Genomic DNA, 23,486 nt, shown 5'->3' on the forward strand with positions numbered 1-23,486 from the left:
ATGCCGCTACAGCGCTAACGACTGGCCATTGCCGCCTAGCAGCGCCCACCAACTCTTGATGCCGGTTGGGCGGTGTCGCGAAAGCGCCCGCAAATATTTCAGCTGTTGCTGGTTGGGCCACGGTCGGGCTGGCACGATGGCCGGCTGGCGCACGCGAACCGTCTCGATGGCGGCTGGTGTTGGAGGGGCAAAGCCTGGTTCGGTGGCAAGACGGAGCGAGCGCATGGAGACCATGGTTGCAAGCAAGAGGCCAAGCCAGCCGGTCGAGATCTCGCGCAGGAATCTAACTAGTTACCTGAGATCACACGATCTTTTGGCGCGCTAACTGGCTTGCGCGGCAACCAGCGCACGCAGGCCATGGCAACTACCCTAGTCGTTGGTACACTGAACGGATGCTCGCCGGCTTCTCGCCCTTGGTGCAGTCGTGGTTCGCGCAGCACTTCGGCACGCCAACCGAGGCGCAGGCGGCGGCGTGGCCACAAATTTTAGACGGCCGCGACACGCTCATCGCGGCGCCAACCGGCTCCGGCAAGACCTTGGCCGCGTGCATGTGCGCGCTCGATGCCCTGGTCGCGGCGCCGTTACTGCCGACCACGACCCACGTGCTCTACGTGTCGCCGCTCAAGGCGCTGTCGAACGACGTCGAGAAAAATCTGCAGCGGCCCCTCGCCGAATTGGCGAGCTTGGCGATCGCGCAGAATGTCCGGTTTCCGGACATAAAGCTCGGGCTGCGCACCGGCGATACGCCCGCCGCCGAGCGCGCGCGCATGGCCAAGACGCCGCCGCACATTTGGGTGACCACGCCCGAGTCGCTCTATATCTTGCTGACGTCCGAGAAGGGCCGCGCCGCGCTCGCGCACGTGCGGACCGTCATTGTCGATGAAATTCATGTGATGCTCGCCGACAAGCGCGGCGCACATCTGGCGCTGTCGCTGGAGCGGCTCGATCGCCTGGTGGCGCAGCACGGCAGCGCGCGGCCACAGCGCATCGGCCTCTCCGCTACCCAGCGGCCGCTCGAACGCGTCGGCCGTTTTTTAGTCGGGCACGGCCGCGCCCTGCCCGCCATCATCGACTCCGGTCATGCGCGCGCCATGGACATCGCGATCGACGAGACCAACGACGAGCTCGCGGCGGTGGCCTCGGGCGAGCAGCTCGGCCGCGTCTACGACCGCATCGCGCAATTGGTGCAGGCCCACACGACGACGCTGGTTTTCGTCAACACGCGCCGCATGGTCGAGCGCGTGGCGCGGGCGCTTGAGGAGCGGCTTGGCGAAGATCAAGTCGTTGCGCATCACGGCTCGATGTCGCGCGAATTGCGCTTGGCGGCAGAACAACGCCTCAAGACCGGTGCGGTGCGCTGCGCGGTGGCCACGGCTTCGCTGGAGCTCGGCATCGACGTTGGCGCGGTGGACTTGGTGGTGCAGCTCGGCTCGCCGCGTGCGATTGCCACCTTCTTGCAGCGCGTCGGCCGCTCGGGCCATACGCGACACGGCTTGCCTAAAGGCCGCATGTTCGCGCTTACCCGCGATCAGCTCATCGAGTGCGCGGCGTTGGTGCGCGGCGTGCGGCGCGGCAACCTCGACGAGCTGCACATGCGGCATTGGCCGCTCGATGTGCTGTGCCAGCAAATTACCGCGATGTGCGCCAACGAAGAGCTTGGCGAGGACGAGCTGTTTACGATGGTGTGCCAAGCGGCGCAGTTTGCCGCCTTGCCGCGCGAGCAATTTGACGCCGTGTTGCACATGTTGGCCGAGGGCGTCTCCGAGCGCCGCGGCCGCGGCGGCGCAACGATCTTTCGCGATCGCGTCAACGGCCGCTTGCGCGGGCGCAAGGGCGCGCGGCTGATCGCCATCCAAAATGGTGGCGCGATTCCCGACAACGCCAACTACGCGGTGGTGACGTGGCCATCCGAGGCGCGCGTCGGCGAAGTCGACGAAGATTTCGCCATCGACAGCAGCGCGGGCGATGTCTTTCAATTGGGAGGCACCTCCTGGCGGATCCAACGCATCGAAAATGGCCGCGTGCTGGTGGAAGACGCTCAGGGCGCGCCGCCGAGCATTCCGTTTTGGTTTGGCGAGGCCCCGGCGCGCACGCGCGAGCTGTCGCAAGAGGTCTCGGCGTTGCGGCGCGAGCTCGATGTGGCGCTGCAAGCCGGCACCCCGCACGAACAAATCGCCGCGTGGTTGATGGACCAGGCCAGCATGTCTCGCACGTTCGCGGCGCAGACCGTTGCCTACCTCGCCGCCGGCCGCGAGGCGCTGGGCGCCATGCCGAGCGACACCCTCATTATAGCCGAGCGATTTTTCGACGAGGCGGGCGGCATGCAGCTGGTGATCCACTCGCCGCTCGGCGGCCGCATCAACCGCGCGTGGGGCCTGGCCTTGCGCAAACGCTTCTGCCGCAGCTTTGACTTTGAATTGCAGGCCGCCGCCACCGACGACGGCATTGTCATTTCGCTGGGGCAGCCGCACAGCTTCCCGCTCGACTCGGTGTTCGGCTTTCTGCCCTCGCAGCAAGCCGAGGGCGTGCTGGTGCAGGCGCTGCTCGACGCGCCGATGTTCGAGATTCGCTGGCGGTGGAACAGCACGCGCTCGCTGATGGTGGCGCGTCGCAATGGCGGTAAAAAAGTGCCGCCGCATTTGGTGCGCATGCGCGCGGCCGACATGCTCAGCGTGGTGTTTCCGCAGGCACAGGCGTGCCAAGAAAATATTTCCGGTGATCGCGAGCTGCCAAATCACCCGTTGGTCTTCGAAACCGTGCGCGATTGCTTGGTCGAGGCCATGGATATCGCGGGGCTCACCGACATGTTAGCGCGCATGGAGCGCGGCGAAATCGCGGTAATGGGGCGCGATACGCTCGAGCCCTCGCCGCTATGCCACGAGCTGCTTAATGCCAATCCCTATGCGTTCTTAGACGATGCGCCGCTTGAAGAGCGCCGCACCCGCGCGGTCAGCTTGCGCCGCGGCTTGCCGGCGGACCTTGCCAACAACCTCGGCGCGCTGTCGCCCGAGGCGTTGGAAGCGGTTGGCGCGAGCCTGGTGCCATCTGTCCGAAATTCGGACGAGCTTCACGATTTGCTTTTGGGCGCGTGGATGCTGCCAGTCGCCGGCGTCATGGCCTTGTGGCAGCCGTGGCTCGCCGAGTTAGAGTCGCAAGGCCGCGCACGCCTGGTCCGCGACGGCTGGTTTGCCACCGAGCGCGTGCACGCGGCGGCGGCGCTTTGGCCCGAAGCGGCGATAACGCTGCCTAGCTGGCTTACGCCGATCGATCGCGAAACGGCCGTGCGGCACATTGTGGGCGCATGCCTGGACATTTCGTTGCCGCTTACCTGCGCCGACTTCGCCGCCGCTAGCGGGCTGGGGTATGCCGATGTCATGGGTGCGCTGCTCGCGCTCGAGTCAGACGGCGCGATCTTGCGTGGGCATTTTGCGGGCGAGGCGCCGACGCCGACCACCGCGCGTGACGCGCTCGCCAAACACGGCGATGACGACGAGCTGGCGCGTGTGCAATGGTGTCAGCGTCGCATTTTGGCGCGCCTGCATCAGCAAACCATCGCGACGCTGCGCCAACGCATCGAACCGGTAAGCGCCGCCGTGCTCATGCGTTTTCTAACCCAGTGGCATCGCGTGGCGCCAGGGCGCCAGCTGCATGGCCATACGGGCCTAGTCGAAATTATTTCGCAGCTACAAGGTTTTGAAACCGCGGCCGGCGCGTGGGAGCGCGACGTGCTGCCGGCGCGGCTCTTTGGCTACGATCCGGCGTGGCTTGATCGCATGTGCTTTGGCGGCGAGCTGGTGTGGTGCCGGCTCAATGCCAAGATGCGTCTTGCGGCAGATGATGAAGAGGAGCTAGACGAACCGGCTCCGGTTGAGTCGATAACAGACTTGCTGGCGGCCGACGCACGGGTGCTCGACGCGCCTCACACCGCCGAGTTTTTCCGCCGCTACGCCGCGCATACGCCCGCCGCCAAGATGGCCAGCGCGGGTGGTAAATTCGCGCCGACGCGCTCGGCACCGCTGGCGCTGCTGCTGCGGCGCGACGCCGAGCTCTTGCGCGGGCCCATGGCGACGCAGTTTGCTGAGGCGCCACTCGCCGAGCGCGGGCTGTCCGACGCGGCGCTTGCCATGCATGCCGCGCTCACCCAACGCGGCGCTGCCTTTTTGGTCGAGCTCTGCGACGCGACGCTGCTTTCACCGCAGCAAGCCGACCAGGCCCTGTGGGAATTGGTCTCGCAGGGCCTCGCCACCGCCGATGGCTTTGCTGGCCTGCGCATGCTAATACATCGCCGCCGCGGTGAAATTCGCTCGCATCTGGATGCGCCGGTCCCAAGTCCAGCCGCCGTCGCTGCCAGCTCAAAATGGCTTACCGCCGTCAAACGCGCCCGCACCCGCGATGCCGCCAGGCCAACCACCGCGCGCACCGCCCTGCCCGCCGCCGGTGGCCGTTGGTCGCTGCTGCCACCCGCGGTGCTCGCGCACGATAGCGTTGCCACGTGGGCACGCGTGCTACTCGCGCGCTACGGCGTGGTGTTTCGCGACTTGCTCGTTCGCGAGAGTGGCCTGCCGCCATGGCGCGACTTAGTGGTTGAGCTGCGCCGCCTCGAAGCGCGCGGCGAAATCATGGGCGGCCGCTTTGTTTCCGGCTTTGTCGGCGAACAGTTTGCGCTCCCCGAGGCCGTAGAAGAACTGCGCGGCCTGCGCGAGGCCCCACGCCGCGCCGAATTTGTAAAAGTCGCCGCCACCGATCCGCTCAACCTCGTCGGCATCTTGTCGCCCGGCCCCAAGGTGCCCGCCGTACTCGGCAACGCCGTCTTGTATCGCAACGGCGAGCCGATCGCCTCGCTCGAGCGCGGCGAAGTCGTGGTGCGCGTCGCCGTGCCTGGCGTCAATATCGACGCCGAACTCAATGCGACTGAATTCTACGAAGCTCCCCCAAGCGACGCCTCAGTCGCTAGTAATCAGCTTGGTCTAGTTCCGTAATCGCCAGATCAAGATTGTCCAGCCGGTCATAAAGCGCCGCGGGGACGTTGTCGCGGTTCTTGTCGACTAGCACGTGCCATGACGGGCCATCGTCAAATTTGATTTCGAGATAGTAGCCGCCCCAATCGCCAGCGTCGGGCTGGCCGATAACAGACCCTGACTCAAACTCTTGGCTAAGGCTCGTGAGTGTATACGCCAAGTAGGTGTGGCCGCTGGAGTCGGGCACCTCGACATCGAATGAGCCGACCAGCGTATCGGTGCTGTTGGGATAATTGTCCAGCGTATCCTCCCAAACGCCGTCGATGCTTATCTTGAAATTATCAATACAGCTCGCCCCGTCGACGCATTCACCGTAAAAATCGCCGATCACAAAATACTCAATACCGGTCATCGGGTCAGGCAAGCAGTTCAGGGCATCGTCCTGGCCGTCGTCCTGGGCGGCGCAGCAACGGGTGCCGTCACAGGACGGCGGCGGTTCAACCTCACTATCTTCGCAGGCTGAGGTCAGGCATAGAGCAGCAACAAGCAGTGTTAGGGTTCTCATGCGGCGTCATGAAGCAAGTATTGGGCCATTGCCTGCCCCCTTCAAGATCGCCATCGCAGCAACAAATTCACGCCGCAACACCGTGAGCACCATCAGATTTCTGACGCCGACAGCGCGATCGCTGGCACGAATGTCAGGCGCGGGCAAACATTGTCGCATATTTTACAAACCGACGCAGGTCATCTACCAACGTCAACCCAGCGGCCCTTCGTCGTCACGTCGACGCTGCCGCAACCTAATCGCTGCTACCGCCCAATCGGCAGCGAAAAGCGCTCGCGCGAAAAGCCGTCGAGAAAGCGCTAATCACCGAGGTACGCGGCGCCGTCTCGCTCGGTGACCACGGGCATACGCGCCCAAAACATAAACGCGCGCGCGTCCGCACTGCGTTGCCGAAGCTCGGCAAGCCCAGGGTGATCAAGGCCAAGCGGCGCGCTGCCTGCATCGAGCTGCGTTGCGCCAAAAAGCGAGCTGTGGCCAAATCCAAAGCGCACCGCGCCGCGCCAGGCAATGCGTCGCTCCCAGAATTTAAATGGCACTGGGCTTGCGACCACGAGCAAAGGCCCGGCATCGCGCACCGCATCGACCGCTAACAAGTCGGCGGCCGCTCGCTCGGCGCGCGCGGTAATACCCATGTTCACCACGGTGTAGAGCGCCACCGCCGCACAACCGAGTAACGCAGGCGTTCGCCACCTCGCGTGCGCCGCGCGCTCGCGCTTGCGAGATCGCCAGATGCCCAGCCCCAGCATCAGCCAGATCCACGGATCGACAATAAACAGGCTATCGCCATAAAACCACCTGCTCGAGAAAGGCTCGAGCAGCCGAATGCCGTACGTATTCATCCAATCAAACAGCGGGTGGCTCAGCGTGCCGATGAGCGCGAGCAAAAATAGCCACCGGGGCCGCACCGTCGCGCGATCTGCCGGACGCGTGCCGCGCCGCTGCTGCCAGCGGTCAAAGGCAACCAGCCCGGCGGTTAATACCGCCGGCAAAAGCAGCAGCGCGATGGGGCCGTGCGACAAGCCCCGGCGCATGGCGAGGCTCTCAAGGCCATACATTGAACAGCCCGCGTCGAGGTCTGGAATATTGGCGCCAATGATTAGCGCCGCCATGCCGAGGCCGCTTACGCGCTTGAGCCCTGCCTGGCCGAGGCCGGCACCGATGAGCGCATGGGTTACATTGTCCATGAGGGCCTTCTTAGCGCATTGTTCACCGTGGCGCATGGGCGTCGCGGATGGGATTCGTTGGGGTCAGCAAACCTCATGAAGCGCGACCTCGCGCAGCGCCGCCCGTCACCGCGCTGCCCGCACGCCTTGGTTCGCGCCTCGCGCCTTGGAACGTTTATTGCTCTCTACAGGGGAATGACCACTCCCCTGACTAGCCGGCTTGCCATCGCACTCGGCGCCTCCCTCATCGGCAGCACGCTCGTTTCGTGTCTTGCAGACCGCAATCCTGACGACGCCGGGTCCGACATCGGCAAGGTAATTGGAGGGGTCGCGATCGACTCATCGCTGATGCCCACGGTCGTTGCGATCAAGGTAAGCGACATCCCCGATGACGAATTTGCGACCGCGGCCTATTGCACCGGCGTGCTCATCTCGCAGCGCCATGTCCTAACCAATGCGCATTGCTTTTTGCCGGTTAACAACGCCGACAGCCACGCCAAGGTGATCGCGCGCACCCGCGTTTTCTTTGATACGGAAAACAACCGCGAAGCCCCAGACGTCGAGGTTGCCGCCGGCGATGTAACGATGCACGACGAATTTGCTTTGCCCGCTAGCAACCAGATTGGACACGCCGATCTGGCCATCGTTACGCTGGCGACGCCCGTGCCTGATCGCACGGCTTCGCCGATTTCCTTTGCAGCCGCCGACGCCCCCATCGGCGGCGACTACGTGTTGGCAGGCTATGGCATGTACAATTCGTTGGGCGACTCGGGTATTTTGCATCAGCTGTTTGATCACAGCATCTCATGTGAGCGCACCACGCAGTCTGACGAGGTGTTTCTTTGCATCGACCGTGCCGACCGCACCGGCGCAGCCAGCGGCGACAGCGGCAGCGCCGTCTTCGTCGAAAAGGACGGCGTCTTGACCGTCGTTGGCACGCATACCTATACGACCATTGGCGGCGGCGCGAATCCTCAATACGGGCTGGCGCAACGCGCGTCCAATGCCTACTATCAAGAGTTTATTGAAACGCTTGGTGACGAGGTCGCGTGCGCTACCAATTCGATCTGTAACGAGGCCTGTGGCGCAAGCGATGCCGATTGCAAAGCCGAGGAGCCTGGCGACGGCGAGCCAACGGAGGTGCCGTGTACCTGGTGTGAACCAGCCGCAGAAAATAGTGATGCAAGTACCGGTGGGTGCCAGGCGAGCAAAGGGTCGCCGGCGCCAGCATGGACCGTCGTGCTGCTGGCCGCTTACTGGGCACGCCGGCGCCGGCTTCTTGGCGATGCGCGCTAGCGCTCACCTCGCGACGCCCCCCCTTTTATGGGTGGGACGAGGTAGGCTGGTTTGCCGCCATGCCTCGCGCCAAACCACATACGCCTAGTTACGTCCAGCACCCGCAGCTCGCCACCGCGAAGAGGTTGGTGGGATGGCTCGACACGGCACATCTCGACGCGGTGATTGGGCTGGTGATTCCGGGCGCGGGCGACATTATTGGTAGCGTCGTCGGACTCTACCTTGTGCGCACGGCGGTGGTGATGAAAACGTCGCCGGCCGTCATCGCGCGCATGCTGCTCAATCTCGCGCTCGATACCGTCATCGGGCTGGTGCCGTTCTTTGGCGACGTGGCCGACCTTGCGTTTCGTTCGCATAAGCGCAACCTGGCCTTGCTCGAACGCAGCGTCGGTCGCGGCGGCAAGGCCTCGCCCTCCGACTGGCTATGGGTGGTGGGCGCCGCGCTGTTGTTTGTCGCCGCCGCCGCGGCCGTAACGTGGACCCTCATCGCATTCTGGCGTTGGGTCTTCTAGAAGACTGTGCCGTCGCTGATGAGTTCGATCGGCGGCAGGCCGGCGCGCAGCTTGCCCGCGAGGCGACGGCCACATTCCCAGGTGCCGGCCTCGAGCATCATTGGCAGCGTGAACTGCGCGGCGGTCTTGCCGAGACGCTCGCGCACCAGCGGCAGCAAGCGATCGAGCAGCGTCACCGTGGCGGCGCGCCATTCGACGATGCATTCGTGCGACGGCGCAAAGGGCTGCTCGGCGGCGATGCGCGCGGTGGGCCGCAAGACGCCGATATCGACGAGAAAGCCTCCGTTTCGATATTCGGGCAGACCCGTAAGTTGGTCTATGCCGGTAACGGTGATGCCGGCCACGGCCAGCGGCGCCAGCAGCGAATAGCTGAGCCACTGCGACAGCTTGTGAAACGGCACGAGCCCAGCGGTGACGCCTTGGCCGCCGGCGCGCGCATGCGGCCACACATCGCCGAGCGATTCGCCTTGCAACACCGTGCGGCTCGGCCAAATGGGTCCAAGCGCGCCGAGTACCCAGCCAAGCACGTCGGCCGCGGCAAGAGTTGGCTTGCCGTCGTCACCGCGCGCTGCATGCGCCAACGCCCAATCGATGAGACCGCCAATGCGAATGGATTCACCAGCCGCGCCCGCTTCGCCGCCAAACCATTTCGGCGCGTGGATCATTTGTTGCCCGAGGCGGACGAGCAGCCCGAAGCGATCTTCGCCGACGATGGGATTTTGATCGCTTACCTGAAACGCGGCGCGAAACGCATGCACGTCGAGCGCGTCCAGCCCGGTGGCGTCGGCGCGCAGCCGCTCGCTCGCGACAGACGAAAAGCCGCCCGCGGCAAACCAGTGCAGGCTCGCCACCGCCAAGCCCTCGGAACGCGCCGAGCGCAGCCCATCGGGTTCGACATAGCACCAGGCTGGGCCTGCACCGGCATCGAGCAGCACGCTGGTAATAACCAGATCGACCAAACCGCGCGCGCGCGCCAAGGCCGCGAGGTCGTCGGCGCGGCCCGCCGTCAGCCCTTGCGGCCACAACGAAGCAAGGCGCGGCTTGCCGCCAACTTCAAAATGCTGCCATCGGCTATGCGGCGCAATCGGCCCGTCGCCAAAGCGCTCGCGCGCGACAGCTACCACCATATCGGCGGCCGCCGCCATCGCGCCGGCGTCATAGGCAAACCACGCCGACTGCCCGCGTTCGATCGCGGCGAACACGTTGCCGCAGCGCTCGCGAATCGTCGCCGGCGATGAAAGTATGTCTAGATCGCTCATATTATTTATCGAGGCCGCGGCCCTTGGCCTTAGCGAGTTCTTCGCTGGTTGGCAGGTTGCTCTCGGTGAAATAGCCGGCGGCCATCTTGGCGTCCATCTCGACCCGCGCATCGGCTGGAATCATGTCGTCGGGAATCGCGACGCGCTCGCCGACCTCGATGCCATTGCGCACCAAGGCATCGTGCTTCATGTTGCTCATCGACACCAGGCGGTGGATCTTCTTGACGCCAAGCCAATGTAGCACGTCGGGCATGAGCTCTTGGAAGCGCATGTCTTGCACGCCGGCGACGCACTCGGTGCGGGCAAAGTATTGGTCGGCGCGGTCGCCGCCCTCTTGCCGCTTGCGCGCGTTGTAGACCAAAAACTTGGTGACCTCGCCTAGCGCGCGGCCTTCCTTGCGAAAATAGATAATGAGTCCGACGCCGCCAGTTTGGGCCGCCGTGATGCACTCCTCAATTGCGTGCACCAAGTAGGGACGACAGGTGCAGATGTCGCTGCCGAAGACGTCCGAGCCATTGCATTCATCGTGCACGCGTGCGGTGAGCGGCACGTTTGGATCCGAAAGCTTGCTGATATCGCCAAAGACATACAGCGTTTGCCCGCCGATGGGCGGCAAGAACACATCTAGGTCGCCGCGCGTCACCAGCTCGGGAAACATGCCGCCGGTTTGTTCAAATAGCGTGCGCCGCAGCTCAGCCTCGGTACAGCCAAAGCGCTTCGCAATGCCGGGCAAGTGCCACACCGGCTCAAACGCGGCCTTAGTCACCGTAACGTCGCCCTCGGCGCGCAAGATCTTGCCGTCGATCTTCAGGCGGCCCTTCGCCATGGCGTCGCGAATCTCCGGCATGTCGATGTGCGCCTTGGTCACCGCAATGGTCGGCCGAATGTCGTAGCCCTGATCATAGAATTCGGTGAATTCTTTGGCGACCACCGCACCCCACGGATCGATCGACACAATGGTGTCGGGGTTTTGCCATTGCGGAAACGGGCCGATCGAATCGGTAGGCGCCGTATTGGTGAGATCGGGCTTGTACAACGGATCGAGCGATCCTGCCGCCACCGCGAGCGCGCGATAGATGGCGTATGAGCCCGAGTGCGTACCAATCACGTTGCGATGCTCAGGCGCGGTCACCGACGCTATGACCGGGCCGCGCTCCTTGGCGGTCGGGGCGCCCCACACGATGGGCACCGGCACGGGGCCGTGGCCGCCGGGGTGCGAGGTGAGCTTGATGCTTTTGAGAGGTTTTTTAGTCATGACATCCACGAGGAATCAGGTTGCAGGGTCCATTTAGTGGTTATTTTTTTAACCGTTGTCCAAAACTCGATGCCGGCCTGGCCGGTGATATCACCGTGGCCAAAGCGGCTTTGCTTGGTACCGCCAAACGAAAACGGCTCGCGCGGCACCGGCACGCCGATGTTGACGCCGATCATGCCGCTAGTGCTGGCCTCGGCGACTTTTTGCGCCACCGCGCCGGACTGGGTAAACACGCTGGTGGCGTTGCCGTAGGCGTTTTGGCCTTCGAGCGCGAGCGCCGCCTCGAGCGTGGGCACGCGCACGATGCTGAGCACCGGGCCAAACAACTCTTCGGTCGCCGCGCGCGAGGCCGGCGTGACGCCGTCTATAATCGTTGGTCCGAGCCAATTACCACCGGCGAATTCGGCGGGCAGTGGCGCGCTGCGGCCGTCGAGCCGCAAGAGCGCGCCGTGTTCCTGTGCCTCGGCGATGGCCGCCTGTAGACGGGTCAGCGACGCGGGCGTGATGATCGCGCCCATTTGCTCGCCGAGGTGAATCGACGCGGCGCGCTCGACGATGGCGTCGATGATCGACTCACACGGCCCGACTGCCACGAGCAGCGACGCCGCCATGCAGCGCTGGCCGGCGCAACCGGTAAAGCTATCGGCGATGCCGGCCGCGGCAATCGCTGGATCAGCATCAGGCGCCAAGATGATGTGGTTCTTCGCGCCGCCGAGTGCCAGTGCGCGTTTGCCGAGCGCGGTGGTGCGCTGATAGACGAGCTTGGCAACCGGGGTTGAGCCGACAAAGGCGACCGCCTCGACGTGTGGGTGATCGATGATCGCGTTTACTACCGCGCCATCGCCGTGAACGACCGAGAAGATACCCGCAGGCAGGCCAGCGTCGCTCCATAGCTGCGCGATGAGCGTGCTCGCCGTTGGCACACGATCGGATGGCTTCAAGATAAACGCATTGCCAGCGGCGATGGCGATGGGATACATCCACATCGGCACCATCACCGGAAAGTTAAACGGCACGATGCCAGCGACCACGCCGAGCGGTGCGCGCCGCGTGGTGCAGATGACGCCGCGCGAGACCTCCATCGCGCCGCCGGCGTCGAGATTTTGCATCGACAGCGCGAACTCAAGCACCTCGATGCCCTTGAGCACCTCGGCCTGCGCCTCGCCGACTGTCTTGCCCGACTCCCGCGCCGCGACATGCGCCAGCGCATCGAGGTTCACGAGCATCAGCTCGCGCATGCGAAACAGCACGAGCGAACGCTCTTTGATCGGCGTCGCCGCCCACTTCGGCGCCGCGGCATGCGCGGCCGCGACCGCCGCCGCGACATCGCGCGCGTCCGACATCGCGACCTGCCCGACCAGCTCGCCATCATACGGCGAATGCACGGGCGCAAATGCACCGGTCTGCGGCGCGCGAAATTCGCCGCCAATATAGTTATTGGATACGATGGGCTGCGTAGGCTTCCGGGGCGTCATAGAAAGGGGTTAGGCTAGCGAAAACGCGGCAGCGGCACCATACGGCGGGGCCCAAACTTAGTGGCCAGCCGCGTTGCGGCAAAATGCGCAATCTCGCACAATGCGCGCCATGGCCAGCGACGTCCACGTCATCAAACACCCGCTCGTGCAACACAAGCTCACGCTCTTGCGCGACAAGGAGACCAGCACCAGCAAATTTCGCCAATTGTTGCGCGAGGTCAGCCTGTTGCTCGGCTACGAGGTCACGCGCGACTATCCGGTGACCATGACAACCATCGAAACCCCGATGACCACCATGCAGTCGCCGGTCCTCGACGGCAAGAAAATCGTGCTCATCCCAATTTTACGCGCCGGCAACGGCCTGCTCGACGGCATGCTCGAAATTATGCCGTCGGCGCGGGTGGGCCACGTCGGGCTCTACCGCGATCCCAAGACGCTCGTCGCCGTCGAGTACTATCTCAAGTTTCCCAAGGAGATGGCCGACCGCGACGTCATCGTCCTTGACCCCATGCTCGCCACCGGCCACAGCGCCGTGGCCGCGGTCGAGCGCATCAAGGAAACCAAGCCCAAGTCGATCAAGTTTGTCTGCCTGCTCACCTGCCCCGAGGGCATCGCGACCTTTCACGAGGCGCACCCCGACGTGCCGCTCTACACCGCCGCCATCGACGAGCGCCTCAACGAAAAGGGCTACATCCTGCCTGGCCTCGGCGACGCCGGCGACCGCGTTTACGGCACGAAGTAGGCTGCGCGCTTCGATGAGCCAGCGCCCGCGATTCATTGTCCGTGCGGCCGACGTGCCTGAAGAGGAAGGTGCGTATCCTCCACCGTTTGATGGCGAAAAACTGTCGCTCGGTCGCAACCTCGGCAAGGCGGCGCACACGGTTGCGATGGGCCTGTGGCAAGAGCGGATTCCGCCAGGTCGGCGCACCAGCTTTACGCATGCGCATTCGCACGAGGAAGAGCTCGTTTATGTGCTCGCCGGCACCTGCACGGTGCGCCTGGTTTATCCTGACGGCCGCAGCGAGGAGTGGCCGATGCAGGGCGGCGACGTCGCGAGCTTTCGCGCTGGCACCGGGATTGCGCATTGTTTTCGCAATGATGGCGCACCCGGCGGCGAAGACTGCGTGCTGCTTTGTGTCGGCGAGCGCAAGCGCGAGGTCGACCGCGCCTGGTATCCCGACGATCCGGCGTATGACGAGCACCGGCGCACGCATGAACCCGACCGCTCGTGGCGGCCTACGATCAAATAGCCGCGACGACTTTGCTCGCTTACTTTGCGGGCAGCAGGCCCTTGGCCTTGAGCAATTCGGCGGTAAGGACGGCACCGCCGGCGGCGCCGCGCACGGTGTTGTGTGACAGCGCGACGAAGCGCCAGCCAAACAGTTTATCGGGACGCAGGCGACCAAGCGAAATGGCTTGACCGGCGCCGTTGTCGCGATCTAGGCGCGTTTGCGGCCGCGAGTCGTCTTCGAAGTAGCGCAAAAATGGCGTCGGCGCGCTCGGCAGCGCTAGCTGCTGCGGCGGCCCCGCATAGCCCTCCCACGCGGCGAGAATTTGTTCGCGCGTCACCGGCTTGGCAAACTCGACAAACAACGCGGCCATATGGCCATCCGACACCGGCACCCGCAGGCATTGCGCGGAAATCACCGGCGTCGTCGCGTTGACGATGCGCCCGCCTTGCACCTTGCCCCAAATTTTCATCGGCTCGAGCTCGGACTTTTCTTCTTCGCCTTTGATAAACGGAATGACGTTATCGACCATCTCGGGCCAGCTCTCAAACGTCTTGCCGGCGCCAGAAATGGCCTGATACGTGCAAACCGCAAGCTTGCGCGGTTCGTACGCCAGCAGTGGATGAATGGCCGGCACATAGCTTTGCAGCGAGCAATTAGGCTTGACCGCGATAAAGCCACGCTTCGTGCCAAGGCGCTGGCGCTGCGCCGCGATGACGTCGGTGTGATCGGCATTAATCTCCGGAATCATCATCGGCACATCCGGCGTGCCTCGATGCGCCGAGTTATTGGACACCAGCGGCGTCTCGGCGCGCGCGTAATCTTCTTCGAGCTTGGCGGTGGCTGCCTTGTCCATATCGACCGCGCAAAACACGAAGTCACACGCCGCGGCATTGCGCGCGACGTCGGCGGCATCGGTGACGACGAGGCCAGCCGTCGCCGACGGCACCGGGGTGCTCATCGCCCACCGGCCCGCCACCGCTTGCGCGTACGTCTTGCCCGCCGAGCTTGGGCTCGCAGCCACCAACGTCACCTCAAACCACGGGTGTTCGGCGAGTAAGGCGACAAAGCGCTGCCCAACCATGCCCGTCGCGCCGAGAATGCCCACTCGAAGTTTTGTCGCCATGATGGGCGAACACTAGCAGCCTGGCGCCCCCGCTGCCATGACTAGAACAACATGTAGATGAGCCGCGCGACCAGCAGCAGCATGACGACGAGTACGACGTGGCGCACGCGCGCGCTGCCACCGCGCACCGCCCATGCGACGCCGAGATACGAACCGACCATTTGTGCGGCGGCCATCGGTAGCGCCATGCGCCACGCGACGTGCCCGTGCGCCGCAAACCACGCCACGGCCGCGAGATTGGTCGCGAAGTTTACGACCTTGGCCGACGCCGAGGCCTGCAAAAAGCTGGCATTGGCAAGCGCGACGTAAGCCAGCAAGAGAAACGTACCGGTGCCGGGACCAAAAAACCCATCATAAACCCCGGCCACCGCCGGCAGCACGACGTCGAGTCGCCATGGGGCGGTGCGGACGACAGCCTCTCCTTCGACAGTAAGCTCGTTGGCGTCGGCGCGCTTGCTGCCTGCATGGCGCAGGCGCAAGATCACAAGGCCAGCGCCCACCAACATCGCGAGCAGCACGGGCCTCAATTCGCTTGGATCGACATACAGCGCCAACGCCGCGCCGCCGGCCGCACAGGGCGCCGCGATGGCAAAGGGCACGAGCAGCGATCGCCACGGCGTCGCCGCAAATTGCCCGGCGCGATAGTAGCGCCACAGCGCCATCCCCGAACCAAAGACGCTTTGGCCCTTGTTGGTGCCCAGCGCGAGATGCGGCGGCACGCCCGCCCATAACAACGCGGGCAAGGTCACCAAGCCGCCGCCGCCGCCAATGGCATCGACAAAACCGGCGAGCAGCGCGGCCGCGCATAACAGGGCCAGCTCTAGCTCCATGCGGCGGCAATGTACGCCAGCGTGGCCGCCATGTCGAATCCTCGGCTAGTTGCCCCGGTGCAGCGGGAGCCTTGTAGTAGCGTCGGCGCGTCGTGGCGCGCGCGCAGGCTAACCCAACTCCCGCCTTGCAGCGCAAGGCCACCCGCATCGCGGCCATCCTCGACGAGTTAATCGGCGAGCCCGCTATTCCGCTGGTGCACCGCAATCCATTCGAGCTCGTGGTCGCCGTCGCGCTGTCTGCACAATGCACCGACGAACGGGTCAACCAGGTAACGCCGGCGCTGTTCGCCGCGGCGCCAAATGCAAATGCCTTGGCCGCGATGTCCGCCGACGAGGTGTTGCCCCTCATCGCGCGCCTTGGGCTCGCGCGCACCAAGGCCAAGAATTTGGTCGCCATGGCGCGCTTGTTGGTCGCCGAGCACGGCGGCGAGGTGCCTCGCGATATGGCGTTGCTTGAGGCGTTGCCCGGCGTCGGCCACAAGACCGCTAGCGTGGTGATGTCGCAAGCCTTCGGCGAACCGGCGTTTCCCGTGGACACTCACATTCATCGCCTCGCGGCGCGTTGGGGCCTCTCGTCCGGCACTAACGTCGTACGGACCGAAGCCGATCTGAAGGCACTGTTTCCACGCGAACAATGGATCAAGCTGCACTTGCAAATCATCTACTTCGGTCGGCGCTACTGTCCGGCACGCGGACATCAAGCCGGGGCGTGCCCGATCTGCGCCTGGGCGGCGACCGCTTAGGCGAGCTTACCGCTTAGGCCTCCAGCATGGGAATATCGACGCCAAGCAAGGTGTCCCAGCGCGGTTCGATCTCGCTGGTGGCAGCGTGAAATCCCATGGCAATGCCAATCGCGCCTTCCAGCCATCCCAATTTTGGCCACATGCCAAACTCGCCGGTTGTTAGGTGCTCTCGCCCCCAACTGCCCCAACCAGCATACGGCAGGTCCGCGCGACAAAACGAGAACGCGTCTTCGTACCAGCGCTCCGCCGCGGCCTTAAACGTCGCATCCCCACTTGCATGATAGAGCCGCGCAAAAATGTGGGCGTTGCCGACTGAGCCGTGACACAAGCCTGCATCGTTGACGCCAGACGACGCCTTGGATCGCGCCACGCTCGCCATCGCCAACTCGTGCGCACGGTCGACGCTGCCCCCGAGTCGTCGCTGCGCGTTCCAGAGCGCGGCCGCCGCGCCCAAGTCACCATAACACCAGCCCAAGCGACTACCAGGATCGACGTGTGTCCCGCGCGTAACGCTATAGGGTACGCAGCCGTCGGCCCGCGCAAGATCGATGTGGTCAAACAGCCATTCGCTGGCGCCCTTCACCATGTCGCCAGCGTCGACGGCCCCCGTGGCCGTCATGCGCGCGAGCGCGACGATAACGCCTAGCGCGCCGTGCGCGAGCCCGCAATCCGCCACCTCCTTACCCTTGTGCCCGAGCCAACAATAGCGACCTTGTTCGATGTGCGCGCGCTCGCGCAAACGGGCCACGATGGGTTCAAACAGCTGTTTAGCCAGGTCATGCTCACCACGCTCCCATCGCTCCAAGGCGTAGACCGCGATGCCAGCCAAACCGGAAATTAAATCAAAATGTCCACTCCACGGCGTCCGCTTGAGCGCTGCCACAAGCGCGTCATCGATGGGCTGAAGAAGCTCGGCAACATCATCATCCCCCATGTGGGCGATTGCCCACGCCGTGCCTGTGGCACCACCGAAAAGCCCTATGCCGTGGTGTGGTCGGCCAAGCTGCCGCATTAGATGTAAGGCGGCGGCTTCGTGCATCTCCGCATCCTCCTCGGTTTCGCCGCTCAGATAGGCCCACGCCAGCGCAACGTCCATCGGCGATGATTCGACCCCTGCCTGCTCAACGCCTACTTCGCGCAAAGCGGCGACCACATCCGCCACCGCCGCCGCGGCGCGCTCGGCGAGGACTCCCGTAATGATCGGCTGCCACATGGCCGCTAGCATCGACACCGCGTAGCGCTTGCGCAAGCGAGGCGCGCGCTTTTAGGCACTCGATTTGATCGCGGCGCCCTACGCCGGGGGAACGACGGCCGCGCGCGTCGTAGGCAAGCGCGCCACGACGAAGATGCCAACCGCCATGATGGCATATATGTTCAACAATTAGCCGAGGTGAGGCCGCAGCCCCCACGTCGCATACGCCGTGCTCGTCAGCATCGAAGCAATGGCAAAGACCTTCACCCACGGCGCGATGGTGCGCTCGCGATGCCAGCGCCGCAGCCCTGGCCCAAACCAACGATGATACCAAAGCCACGCATGCAGGCGCGGCGAGCTGCGATCAAAGGCCCACAACGAGATGAGCAAAAATGGCGTGGTCGGCATCACCGGCAACAGCGCGCCGATGGCGCCAATGACCACGAAGATGATGCCAACGGCCTGATAGAGCCAACGCTGCCGCGCGCTGACGAGCCGCAATAGCGGCGGCGCATCGGTCGGCGGCTGCGCGGGCGCTTCCATTGCGCGATTGTAGCACTGAACCCGCAGTTAAGCCCCGAATGCGGACCGCAAGCCCGATCCGCTAAATCCAGTTAGCGCGAGGCGTCGAGTTGCTGCTCGCGCGCAATGCCTTTACGGAGCCACAGCCAGTATGCGCCACTAATTAGCAACCCCATGACGATGGCCTTAGGGTTGGTGGCATGCGCTACCGGCGTGGCCGCGCGCGCGGGCTGCAGGAGCATTAGCGCATCATTAATAGCGTGAAAGAGCAACGGGCCCATCATGCTGCCGCTGCGCAGCACGATAATGCCAATTGCGATCGAGAACGCCGCGGACTGTGTCGAGCGCATCAGCGCCTCGCCCAGACCGAATTGCATCGTATAGGTGGGGATATGCAGATACGCAAACGTCACTGCCGCGGCCACGACGGCAAAGGCGGCGCGTTGCCGGCCACCCCACAACGTCAGCACGATGCCGAGGCCAAACACTGACTCAGCCAGCGAAATTAGCAAGCCAAGGCTCACAACCGCCAGCAGCGACGCCCACCCTGTCCATTCCAAGGCCGGCGCATCAATCAGAGAAATTAGAAAAAACGGCGCCGTCAGCAGGCATGAAAACATCGCCCCCCGTGAGGTCAAGTAGATATTCCCCAGGCCAATCGAAACATGCGCCAACACCAGCATCAATAAAACCAGCGCCCCACTCCAAACCAGCGAACCGACGAGCTTGGCGGGCAGCGGCCCCAGCGCGGGCATGCCAACCGCGTCTTTAAGATAAAGCAGCAACAGCAACAACCACGCGACAACGACCAGCCACACCGGCGCCACGCGCAACGCGCGCTTGCTCAGGGACGCCCGCCCCCACGCCTGTTGCACCTCGGTTTCGCCGGCCGCCGCCAATCCGCCTCGCCACGCCATGGTCGCGCATGACTAACCCACGCGTGCGGTGAACGCAACTGCAACGTTTGCCGTTAGGTACGTCTCGTTCCGCCGGTGTGCACGAGCCTCGCCAACCATCCATTGCTCGAGTGAAATTACACGTGAGCAATTTAACGCCATAGTGAAATCGCACGCTGCCGCGCACGCTCGACGCTTGACACCATCTATGCCAGAGTCCGCTCATGACCGCCTCCGATGCCGACAAGCCTGCAAGCAAAATGGCTGGCCACAACGATGGCGCCACCACGCCGGCGTCGGCGAATACCCCCGACGAGCGCGTAATAGCCGCGCGGCTCAAGCTGCGCGCGCGTTTTTTGCGCGACATCGAGCAGTCGCCGTCGATGGCCGATGCCAAGCCGCAGGGCACGGGGCCGCAAAACCGCCACGGCATGCCGCAATTGCCGCCCGACCAGTATGCGACGCAAAAATGGCCCGTGCTCGATCTGGGCGTGCTGCCAAACATCACCACCGATACCTTTCGCCTCACCATCGACGGCGCGGTCGCCAAGCCGATCACGCTGACGTGGCAAGACCTGCTCGCGTTGCCGCAAACCCACGACACCAGCGACTTTCACTGCGTCACCAAGTGGTCGCGCATGGATATCCCGTGGGTCGGCGTGCGCGTCGCCGATTTGCTCGCGCTGGCCGAGCCCAGCGATGACGCGCGCTTCTTGCTGTGCCACGCCAGCGACGGCTACACCACCAACGTCCCGTTATCTGAGGCGCTTAAGCCCGATGTGCTCTTGGTCCACACGGCCGATGGCAAACCGCTCACCCCTGAGCACGGCGGCCCATTGCGCATGATCACGCCGCAGCTCTACGCTTGGAAGGGCGCCAAGTGGATCTCGCGCCTTGAGGTCCTCACCCACGACAAGCTCGGCTTCTGGGAGCAACGCGGCTATTCAAATACCGCCTATCCTTGGCGCAACGACCGCTACTCGTAAAACTCGGCTAGCCGCACGGGTAGCGACCGGCCCACCCCAAGGCGGGTCATTTTATGCTACCGACGCGCGCATGACTACGTATTCCAAGCGGGTGCTGGTGCTATTTGCGCACCCCGCGCTGCAACGCTCGCGGGTGAATCGTCGGCTGGCGGCCGCCGCACAGGAACTGCCGGGCGTGACGTTCCACGACCTCTACGAGGCCTACCCCACCATGATCGTCGATGTCGCGCGCGAGCAGGCGCTGCTCCGCGAGCACGACATCATCGTGCTGCAGCACCCGTTTTATTGGTACTCGTCACCCGCGCTGATCAAAGAGTGGATGGACCATGTCCTCACCCACGGCTGGGCCTATGGCGAGGGCGGCACCGCGCTGCGCGATAAGGCGCTGATGGTCGCCATCACCACAGGCGGTCCACGCGCGGCCTACCAGGCCAGCGGGCGCAACCGCTTTGCCATTCGCGCGCTGCTGGCGCCGCAAGATCAAACCGCGCATCTATGTGGCATGCATTTTCTCGCGCCCTTCGTGGTGCACGGTGCGATGGCGCTCGCGCCGGCGCAGGTCGACGAGGCCGCCTCGCAGTACGCCCGCGTGCTGCGCGCGCTGCGCGATGACCACCTGCTGCTGACCGCCGCCACCAGCGCCGATTATATTTCCGAGGTACTAACCAATGAGTAGCAGCATCCTCGCGCAAGCCGCCATCTATCTCGCCGCCGCCGTGGTCGCGGTGCCGCTCGCCAAACGCGCCGGCCTGGGCGCCGTGCTCGGCTATCTCATCGCGGGCATCGCGGTGGGCCCGTTTGCGCTGCAGCTCATTGGCAGCGAGGGCGCACACGTCATGCACTTTGCCGAGTTTGGCGTCGTCATGATGCTCTTCATCGTTGGCCTTGAGCTCAAGCCGTCTATGTTGTGGCAAATGCGAGGTCCGATTTTTGGACTTGGCACCGCGCAGGTCGCCGCCACCCTCGCCGTGGTCGCGCTCCTCGCGCTCGCGTTTGGGCTGGGCTGGCGCACCGCCCTGGTGCTCGGCATGATTGCCGCCTGCTCTTCCACCGCGCTAGTCTTGCAGAGCCTTGCCGAAAAAGGCCTCGACAAGAGCGAGGGCGGCCGCGCCAGCTTTGCGGTGCTGCTGTTTCAGGACATCTCGGTCATCCCGATGCTCGCGGTGGTGCCGCTGCTCGCGACCGCGGTTGCCACCGACGAACGACCGGCGTGGCAGTCCGCGCTGCTCATCGTCGCCGCAGTCGTCGTTGTCGTAATCGGTGGCCGCTACGCGCTGCGCCCCATCTTTCGCTATCTCGCCGCCACCCGGCTGCGCGAGGTGCTCACCGCGGCGGCGCTGCTCCTCATCGTCGGGGTCACCATCTTGATGCAAGCCGTGGGGCTATCCCCAGCGCTGGGCGCCTTTCTCGCCGGCGTCCTGCTCGCTGAGAGCGAATATCGCCACCAGCTCGAGACCGACATCGAGCCCTTCAAGGGGCTCTTGCTCGGCGTGTTTTTCGTCACGGTCGGTGCCAGCATCAACTTCGGCGTCGTCGCGTCGCAGCCGGGGCTCATCGTTGCCGCCACCCTCGGCATTATTGCGGTAAAGGGGCTGGTGCTCTTTGCCCTCGGCCGCGCGTTCAAGATGTCGCGCGTCGCCACCTTTGTGTTCGCCTTCGCCTTGGCGCAGGTCGGCGAATTCGCCTTCGTGCTCGTAACACTTGCGAGCGGCCATGGCTTGCTCGTTGGGCAGGCCAGCGAGATCGTGGTCGCCGTGGTAGCGCTCACCATGATGTTGACGCCGCTGCTGCTAATTAGCCTGCAGCGCTGGGTGCTGCCGCGCTTGGCCGCGCCCCGAGAAGCCCGCGAGGCGGACGAAATCACCGAGCATGAGGCGCCCGTGGTGATGGCGGGCTTTGGGCGCTTTGGGCAAATTGCGGGCCGCTTCCTGCGTTACAGCGGCGTGCCGGTCACCGTGCTCGACGTCGACCCGGAGATCATCGAGATCGTGCGTCGCCTAGGCATGCAAGTTTACTATGGCGACGCCTCGCGCCTTGACCTCTTGCACGCGGCGGGTTGCGCGCGCGCCAAGCTCTTCATCTTGGCCGTCGATGACGCCGATAAGTCACTCGAGATCGCCGCCACCGTGCAGGAGCATTTTCCGCACCTGCGCATCTTGGCTCGCGCCGCCGATCGCCCGCATTATTATCGCCTTCGCGCCATGGGCATCACCGACGTCGTTCGTGAGACCTTCGGTAGTGCGTTGCAGCTCGGCCAGCTTGGCCTCATGGCGCTCGGCACGCGGGCACATCACGCCCATCGCACCGCGCAGTTATTTAAGGCCCACGACGATGCAATGATCGAGCGCCTGGCTACCGTGTATGGCAGCGTCGAGCGTACGGCGTTTTTTGACGAGGCCCGCCGCGCGTTTGAGCAGCTCGAATCCACCATGCGCAGCGAGGTGGCTAGCGCGCACGCCAGCGACAAGGGATGGGACGGCGAAGGCCAGTCACAGGCTCGCCAGTAGGCGTCTTTTCGTGACAAATTCGCTGGCGACAGCCGCCCTTGGTTGAGCTATATCCCGGCCCAAGAGGCCTCTATGAAACATTTTGCGACCATTTCAATTTTCGTTACGATCCTCGCCAGCGCCGCGGGCTGCGGCGACAGCAACGGCGCCAGCCCTGAGGAGAGCGCGTCAACCTTATCGCTCGATTCAACGGATCAAGCCCGTGAAGAGTCTGCGCTCATTTGGAGCGGCGTCGCCGGCGCCGAGCTGCCCCCTGGCGTCGGCGCGCCGACGCTCGAACAAGTCGCGGCGGAGGTCGCGTTCAATCTCGAGCAGCGCTACACGCCGTCGGATTGCATCGAGGTCGATCGCCTCGGCGTGTCGGTCACCGCGACGCTCGATCGATGCACCGGCCCATACGCCGTGCCTTCTGACAGCAACCTGCGCACGACGTATGGCGTACGCGCCCTCAGCGGCGAGCTGCAAATTGACGTCACGTCGATCGTCGACAACGTCGTTGGCTTGTCGGCGACGGCCACCGGCTTCACCTCGGGCGGCGCTGAATTCGACTTCTCGGCGGCGGCGACCTATACGGCAGACGGTGCAAATAGCACGTTGCAAGTGGCGTCCGAAGCCACCGGCGAAGGAGTGCGCGGCAGCGAATTCACCCGCACCGGGGATTACACCTCGACCTGGAACCAGGACTGCGTCACGCTCGACGGGACTTGGGAATTTACCGTCGACGAGGCCACACGCGAAACGACGATCGATATCGAGCGTTGCGCGGATACCTGCCCCACCGGCAGCATCCACATCGCCATGCTCTCGGGCGGCACCCTCCATTTTGAGTTCGACGGCAGCAGCACCGTGACCTGGAGCCTGGGTGGTCGCAGCGGCTCGATCGAGTTCGTTTGCTTAGAGGGCTAAGGGAGGGCCCAAGCGCGCCCAAACGGGTGCGCAACCCCCATGACTTCACCAGGTGGCCGCGCTACA

General features: G+C 64.4%; 21 protein-coding genes. 10 read left to right on the plus strand and 11 right to left on the minus strand.

Features of this window, described 5'->3' with window-relative positions; translation table 11 throughout:
• Positions 1 to 6: 6 nt before the first annotated feature.
• Positions 7 to 225, minus strand: coding sequence for a hypothetical protein (locus IPL79_10595; GenBank protein MBK9071435.1), 219 nt, complete (start codon positions 223 to 225; stop codon positions 7 to 9).
• Positions 226 to 392: 167 nt separating this feature from the next.
• Here IPL79_10595 and IPL79_10600 point away from each other — a divergent pair, with 167 nt between their 5' ends.
• A complete protein-coding gene (locus IPL79_10600) occupies positions 393 to 4,979 on the plus strand; it encodes a DEAD/DEAH box helicase (protein ID MBK9071436.1) in 4,587 nt (1,528 codons plus the stop codon).
• On the opposite strand, the gene IPL79_10605 is transcribed toward IPL79_10600, so the two are convergent.
• Both IPL79_10605 and IPL79_10610 read right to left on the minus strand, forming a co-directional pair.
• Positions 4,951 to 5,523, minus strand: coding sequence for a hypothetical protein (locus tag IPL79_10605; protein ID MBK9071437.1), 573 nt, complete (start codon positions 5,521 to 5,523; stop codon positions 4,951 to 4,953). The two genes, IPL79_10600 and IPL79_10605, sit on opposite strands and share 29 nt — an antisense overlap.
• A gap of 299 nt (positions 5,524 to 5,822) precedes the next feature.
• Positions 5,823 to 6,707, minus strand: a complete 885-nt coding sequence (locus IPL79_10610) for a metal-dependent hydrolase (GenBank protein MBK9071438.1) — start codon at positions 6,705 to 6,707, stop codon at positions 5,823 to 5,825.
• 174 nt (positions 6,708 to 6,881) lie between these two features.
• On the opposite strand from IPL79_10610, the gene IPL79_10615 reads away from it, so the two are divergent.
• Positions 6,882 to 7,982, plus strand: a complete 1,101-nt coding sequence (locus tag IPL79_10615) for a trypsin-like serine protease (protein ID MBK9071439.1) — start codon at positions 6,882 to 6,884, stop codon at positions 7,980 to 7,982.
• Positions 7,983 to 8,041: 59 nt separating this feature from the next.
• Positions 8,042 to 8,494 (plus strand): DUF4112 domain-containing protein, encoded by a 453-nt coding sequence (locus IPL79_10620; GenBank protein MBK9071440.1) that lies wholly within the window; start codon positions 8,042 to 8,044, stop codon positions 8,492 to 8,494.
• On the opposite strand, the gene IPL79_10625 is transcribed toward IPL79_10620, so the two are convergent.
• From IPL79_10625 to mmsA, 3 genes are read right to left on the minus strand one after another with little or no spacing between them, the layout of a single operon-like run.
• Positions 8,491 to 9,753 carry a DUF1688 family protein gene (locus IPL79_10625; GenBank protein MBK9071441.1) on the minus strand — a complete coding sequence of 421 codons (1,263 nt, stop codon included), beginning with the start codon at positions 9,751 to 9,753 and terminating at the stop codon, positions 8,491 to 8,493. The two genes, IPL79_10620 and IPL79_10625, sit on opposite strands and share 4 nt — an antisense overlap.
• A 1-nt stretch (position 9,754) precedes the next feature.
• Positions 9,755 to 11,008 (minus strand): GTP cyclohydrolase II, encoded by a 1,254-nt coding sequence (locus IPL79_10630; GenBank protein ID MBK9071442.1) that lies wholly within the window; start codon positions 11,006 to 11,008, stop codon positions 9,755 to 9,757.
• Positions 11,005 to 12,483: a CoA-acylating methylmalonate-semialdehyde dehydrogenase gene (gene mmsA / locus IPL79_10635; protein ID MBK9071443.1), complete on the minus strand. Its 1,479-nt coding sequence runs from the start codon at positions 12,481 to 12,483 to the stop codon at positions 11,005 to 11,007. Before mmsA ends, IPL79_10630 begins: the two co-directional genes overlap by 4 nt.
• A 109-nt stretch (positions 12,484 to 12,592) precedes the next feature.
• On the opposite strand from mmsA, the gene upp reads away from it, so the two are divergent.
• Both upp and IPL79_10645 read left to right on the plus strand, forming a co-directional pair.
• Positions 12,593 to 13,225, plus strand: coding sequence for a uracil phosphoribosyltransferase (upp, locus tag IPL79_10640; GenBank protein MBK9071444.1), 633 nt, complete (start codon positions 12,593 to 12,595; stop codon positions 13,223 to 13,225).
• Between the two features lie 13 nt (positions 13,226 to 13,238).
• On the plus strand, positions 13,239 to 13,733 hold the full coding sequence (locus IPL79_10645; protein MBK9071445.1) for a cupin domain-containing protein: 495 nt from the start codon (positions 13,239 to 13,241) through the stop codon (positions 13,731 to 13,733).
• A gap of 19 nt (positions 13,734 to 13,752) precedes the next feature.
• Here the strand turns inward: IPL79_10645 and asd are convergent, their stop codons facing one another.
• Both asd and IPL79_10655 read right to left on the minus strand, forming a co-directional pair.
• Positions 13,753 to 14,838 carry an aspartate-semialdehyde dehydrogenase gene (asd, locus tag IPL79_10650; GenBank protein ID MBK9071446.1) on the minus strand — a complete coding sequence of 362 codons (1,086 nt, stop codon included), beginning with the start codon at positions 14,836 to 14,838 and terminating at the stop codon, positions 13,753 to 13,755.
• 41 nt (positions 14,839 to 14,879) lie between these two features.
• Entirely contained in the window at positions 14,880 to 15,668 is a 789-nt protein-coding gene (locus tag IPL79_10655) for a TSUP family transporter (protein ID MBK9071447.1), read from the minus strand.
• Positions 15,669 to 15,793: 125 nt separating this feature from the next.
• Here IPL79_10655 and nth point away from each other — a divergent pair, with 125 nt between their 5' ends.
• Complete coding sequence (gene nth, locus IPL79_10660) at positions 15,794 to 16,411, plus strand: endonuclease III (protein ID MBK9071448.1); 618 nt, start codon at positions 15,794 to 15,796, stop codon at positions 16,409 to 16,411.
• Positions 16,412 to 16,424: 13 nt separating this feature from the next.
• On the opposite strand, the gene IPL79_10665 is transcribed toward nth, so the two are convergent.
• From IPL79_10665 to IPL79_10675, 3 genes are all read right to left on the minus strand, one after another.
• Positions 16,425 to 17,624, minus strand: coding sequence for a hypothetical protein (locus tag IPL79_10665; protein MBK9071449.1), 1,200 nt, complete (start codon positions 17,622 to 17,624; stop codon positions 16,425 to 16,427).
• 168 nt (positions 17,625 to 17,792) lie between these two features.
• Positions 17,793 to 18,146: a YbaN family protein gene (locus IPL79_10670; GenBank protein MBK9071450.1), complete on the minus strand. Its 354-nt coding sequence runs from the start codon at positions 18,144 to 18,146 to the stop codon at positions 17,793 to 17,795.
• Between the two features lie 71 nt (positions 18,147 to 18,217).
• The gene (locus tag IPL79_10675) at positions 18,218 to 19,042 is read right to left on the minus strand and encodes a CPBP family intramembrane metalloprotease (protein ID MBK9071451.1); all 825 of its coding nucleotides are present in this window, start codon (positions 19,040 to 19,042) and stop codon (positions 18,218 to 18,220) included.
• Between the two features lie 239 nt (positions 19,043 to 19,281).
• On the opposite strand from IPL79_10675, the gene IPL79_10680 reads away from it, so the two are divergent.
• From IPL79_10680 to IPL79_10695, 4 genes are all read left to right on the plus strand, one after another.
• The gene (locus tag IPL79_10680; protein MBK9071452.1) at positions 19,282 to 20,007 is read left to right on the plus strand and encodes a sulfite oxidase-like oxidoreductase; all 726 of its coding nucleotides are present in this window, start codon (positions 19,282 to 19,284) and stop codon (positions 20,005 to 20,007) included.
• A 70-nt stretch (positions 20,008 to 20,077) separates the two neighbouring features.
• Entirely contained in the window at positions 20,078 to 20,683 is a 606-nt protein-coding gene (locus IPL79_10685; protein ID MBK9071453.1) for an NAD(P)H-dependent oxidoreductase, read from the plus strand.
• Entirely contained in the window at positions 20,676 to 22,514 is a 1,839-nt protein-coding gene (locus IPL79_10690; protein ID MBK9071454.1) for a cation:proton antiporter, read from the plus strand. The genes IPL79_10685 and IPL79_10690 overlap by 8 nt, the downstream gene beginning before the upstream one ends.
• Before the next feature lie 72 nt (positions 22,515 to 22,586).
• Positions 22,587 to 23,420 (plus strand): hypothetical protein, encoded by an 834-nt coding sequence (locus tag IPL79_10695; GenBank protein ID MBK9071455.1) that lies wholly within the window; start codon positions 22,587 to 22,589, stop codon positions 23,418 to 23,420.
• Positions 23,421 to 23,486 lie beyond the last annotated feature (66 nt).

The organism is Myxococcales bacterium (assembly GCA_016716835.1).
Lineage (GTDB): Bacteria > Myxococcota_A > Polyangia > Haliangiales > Haliangiaceae > JADJUW01.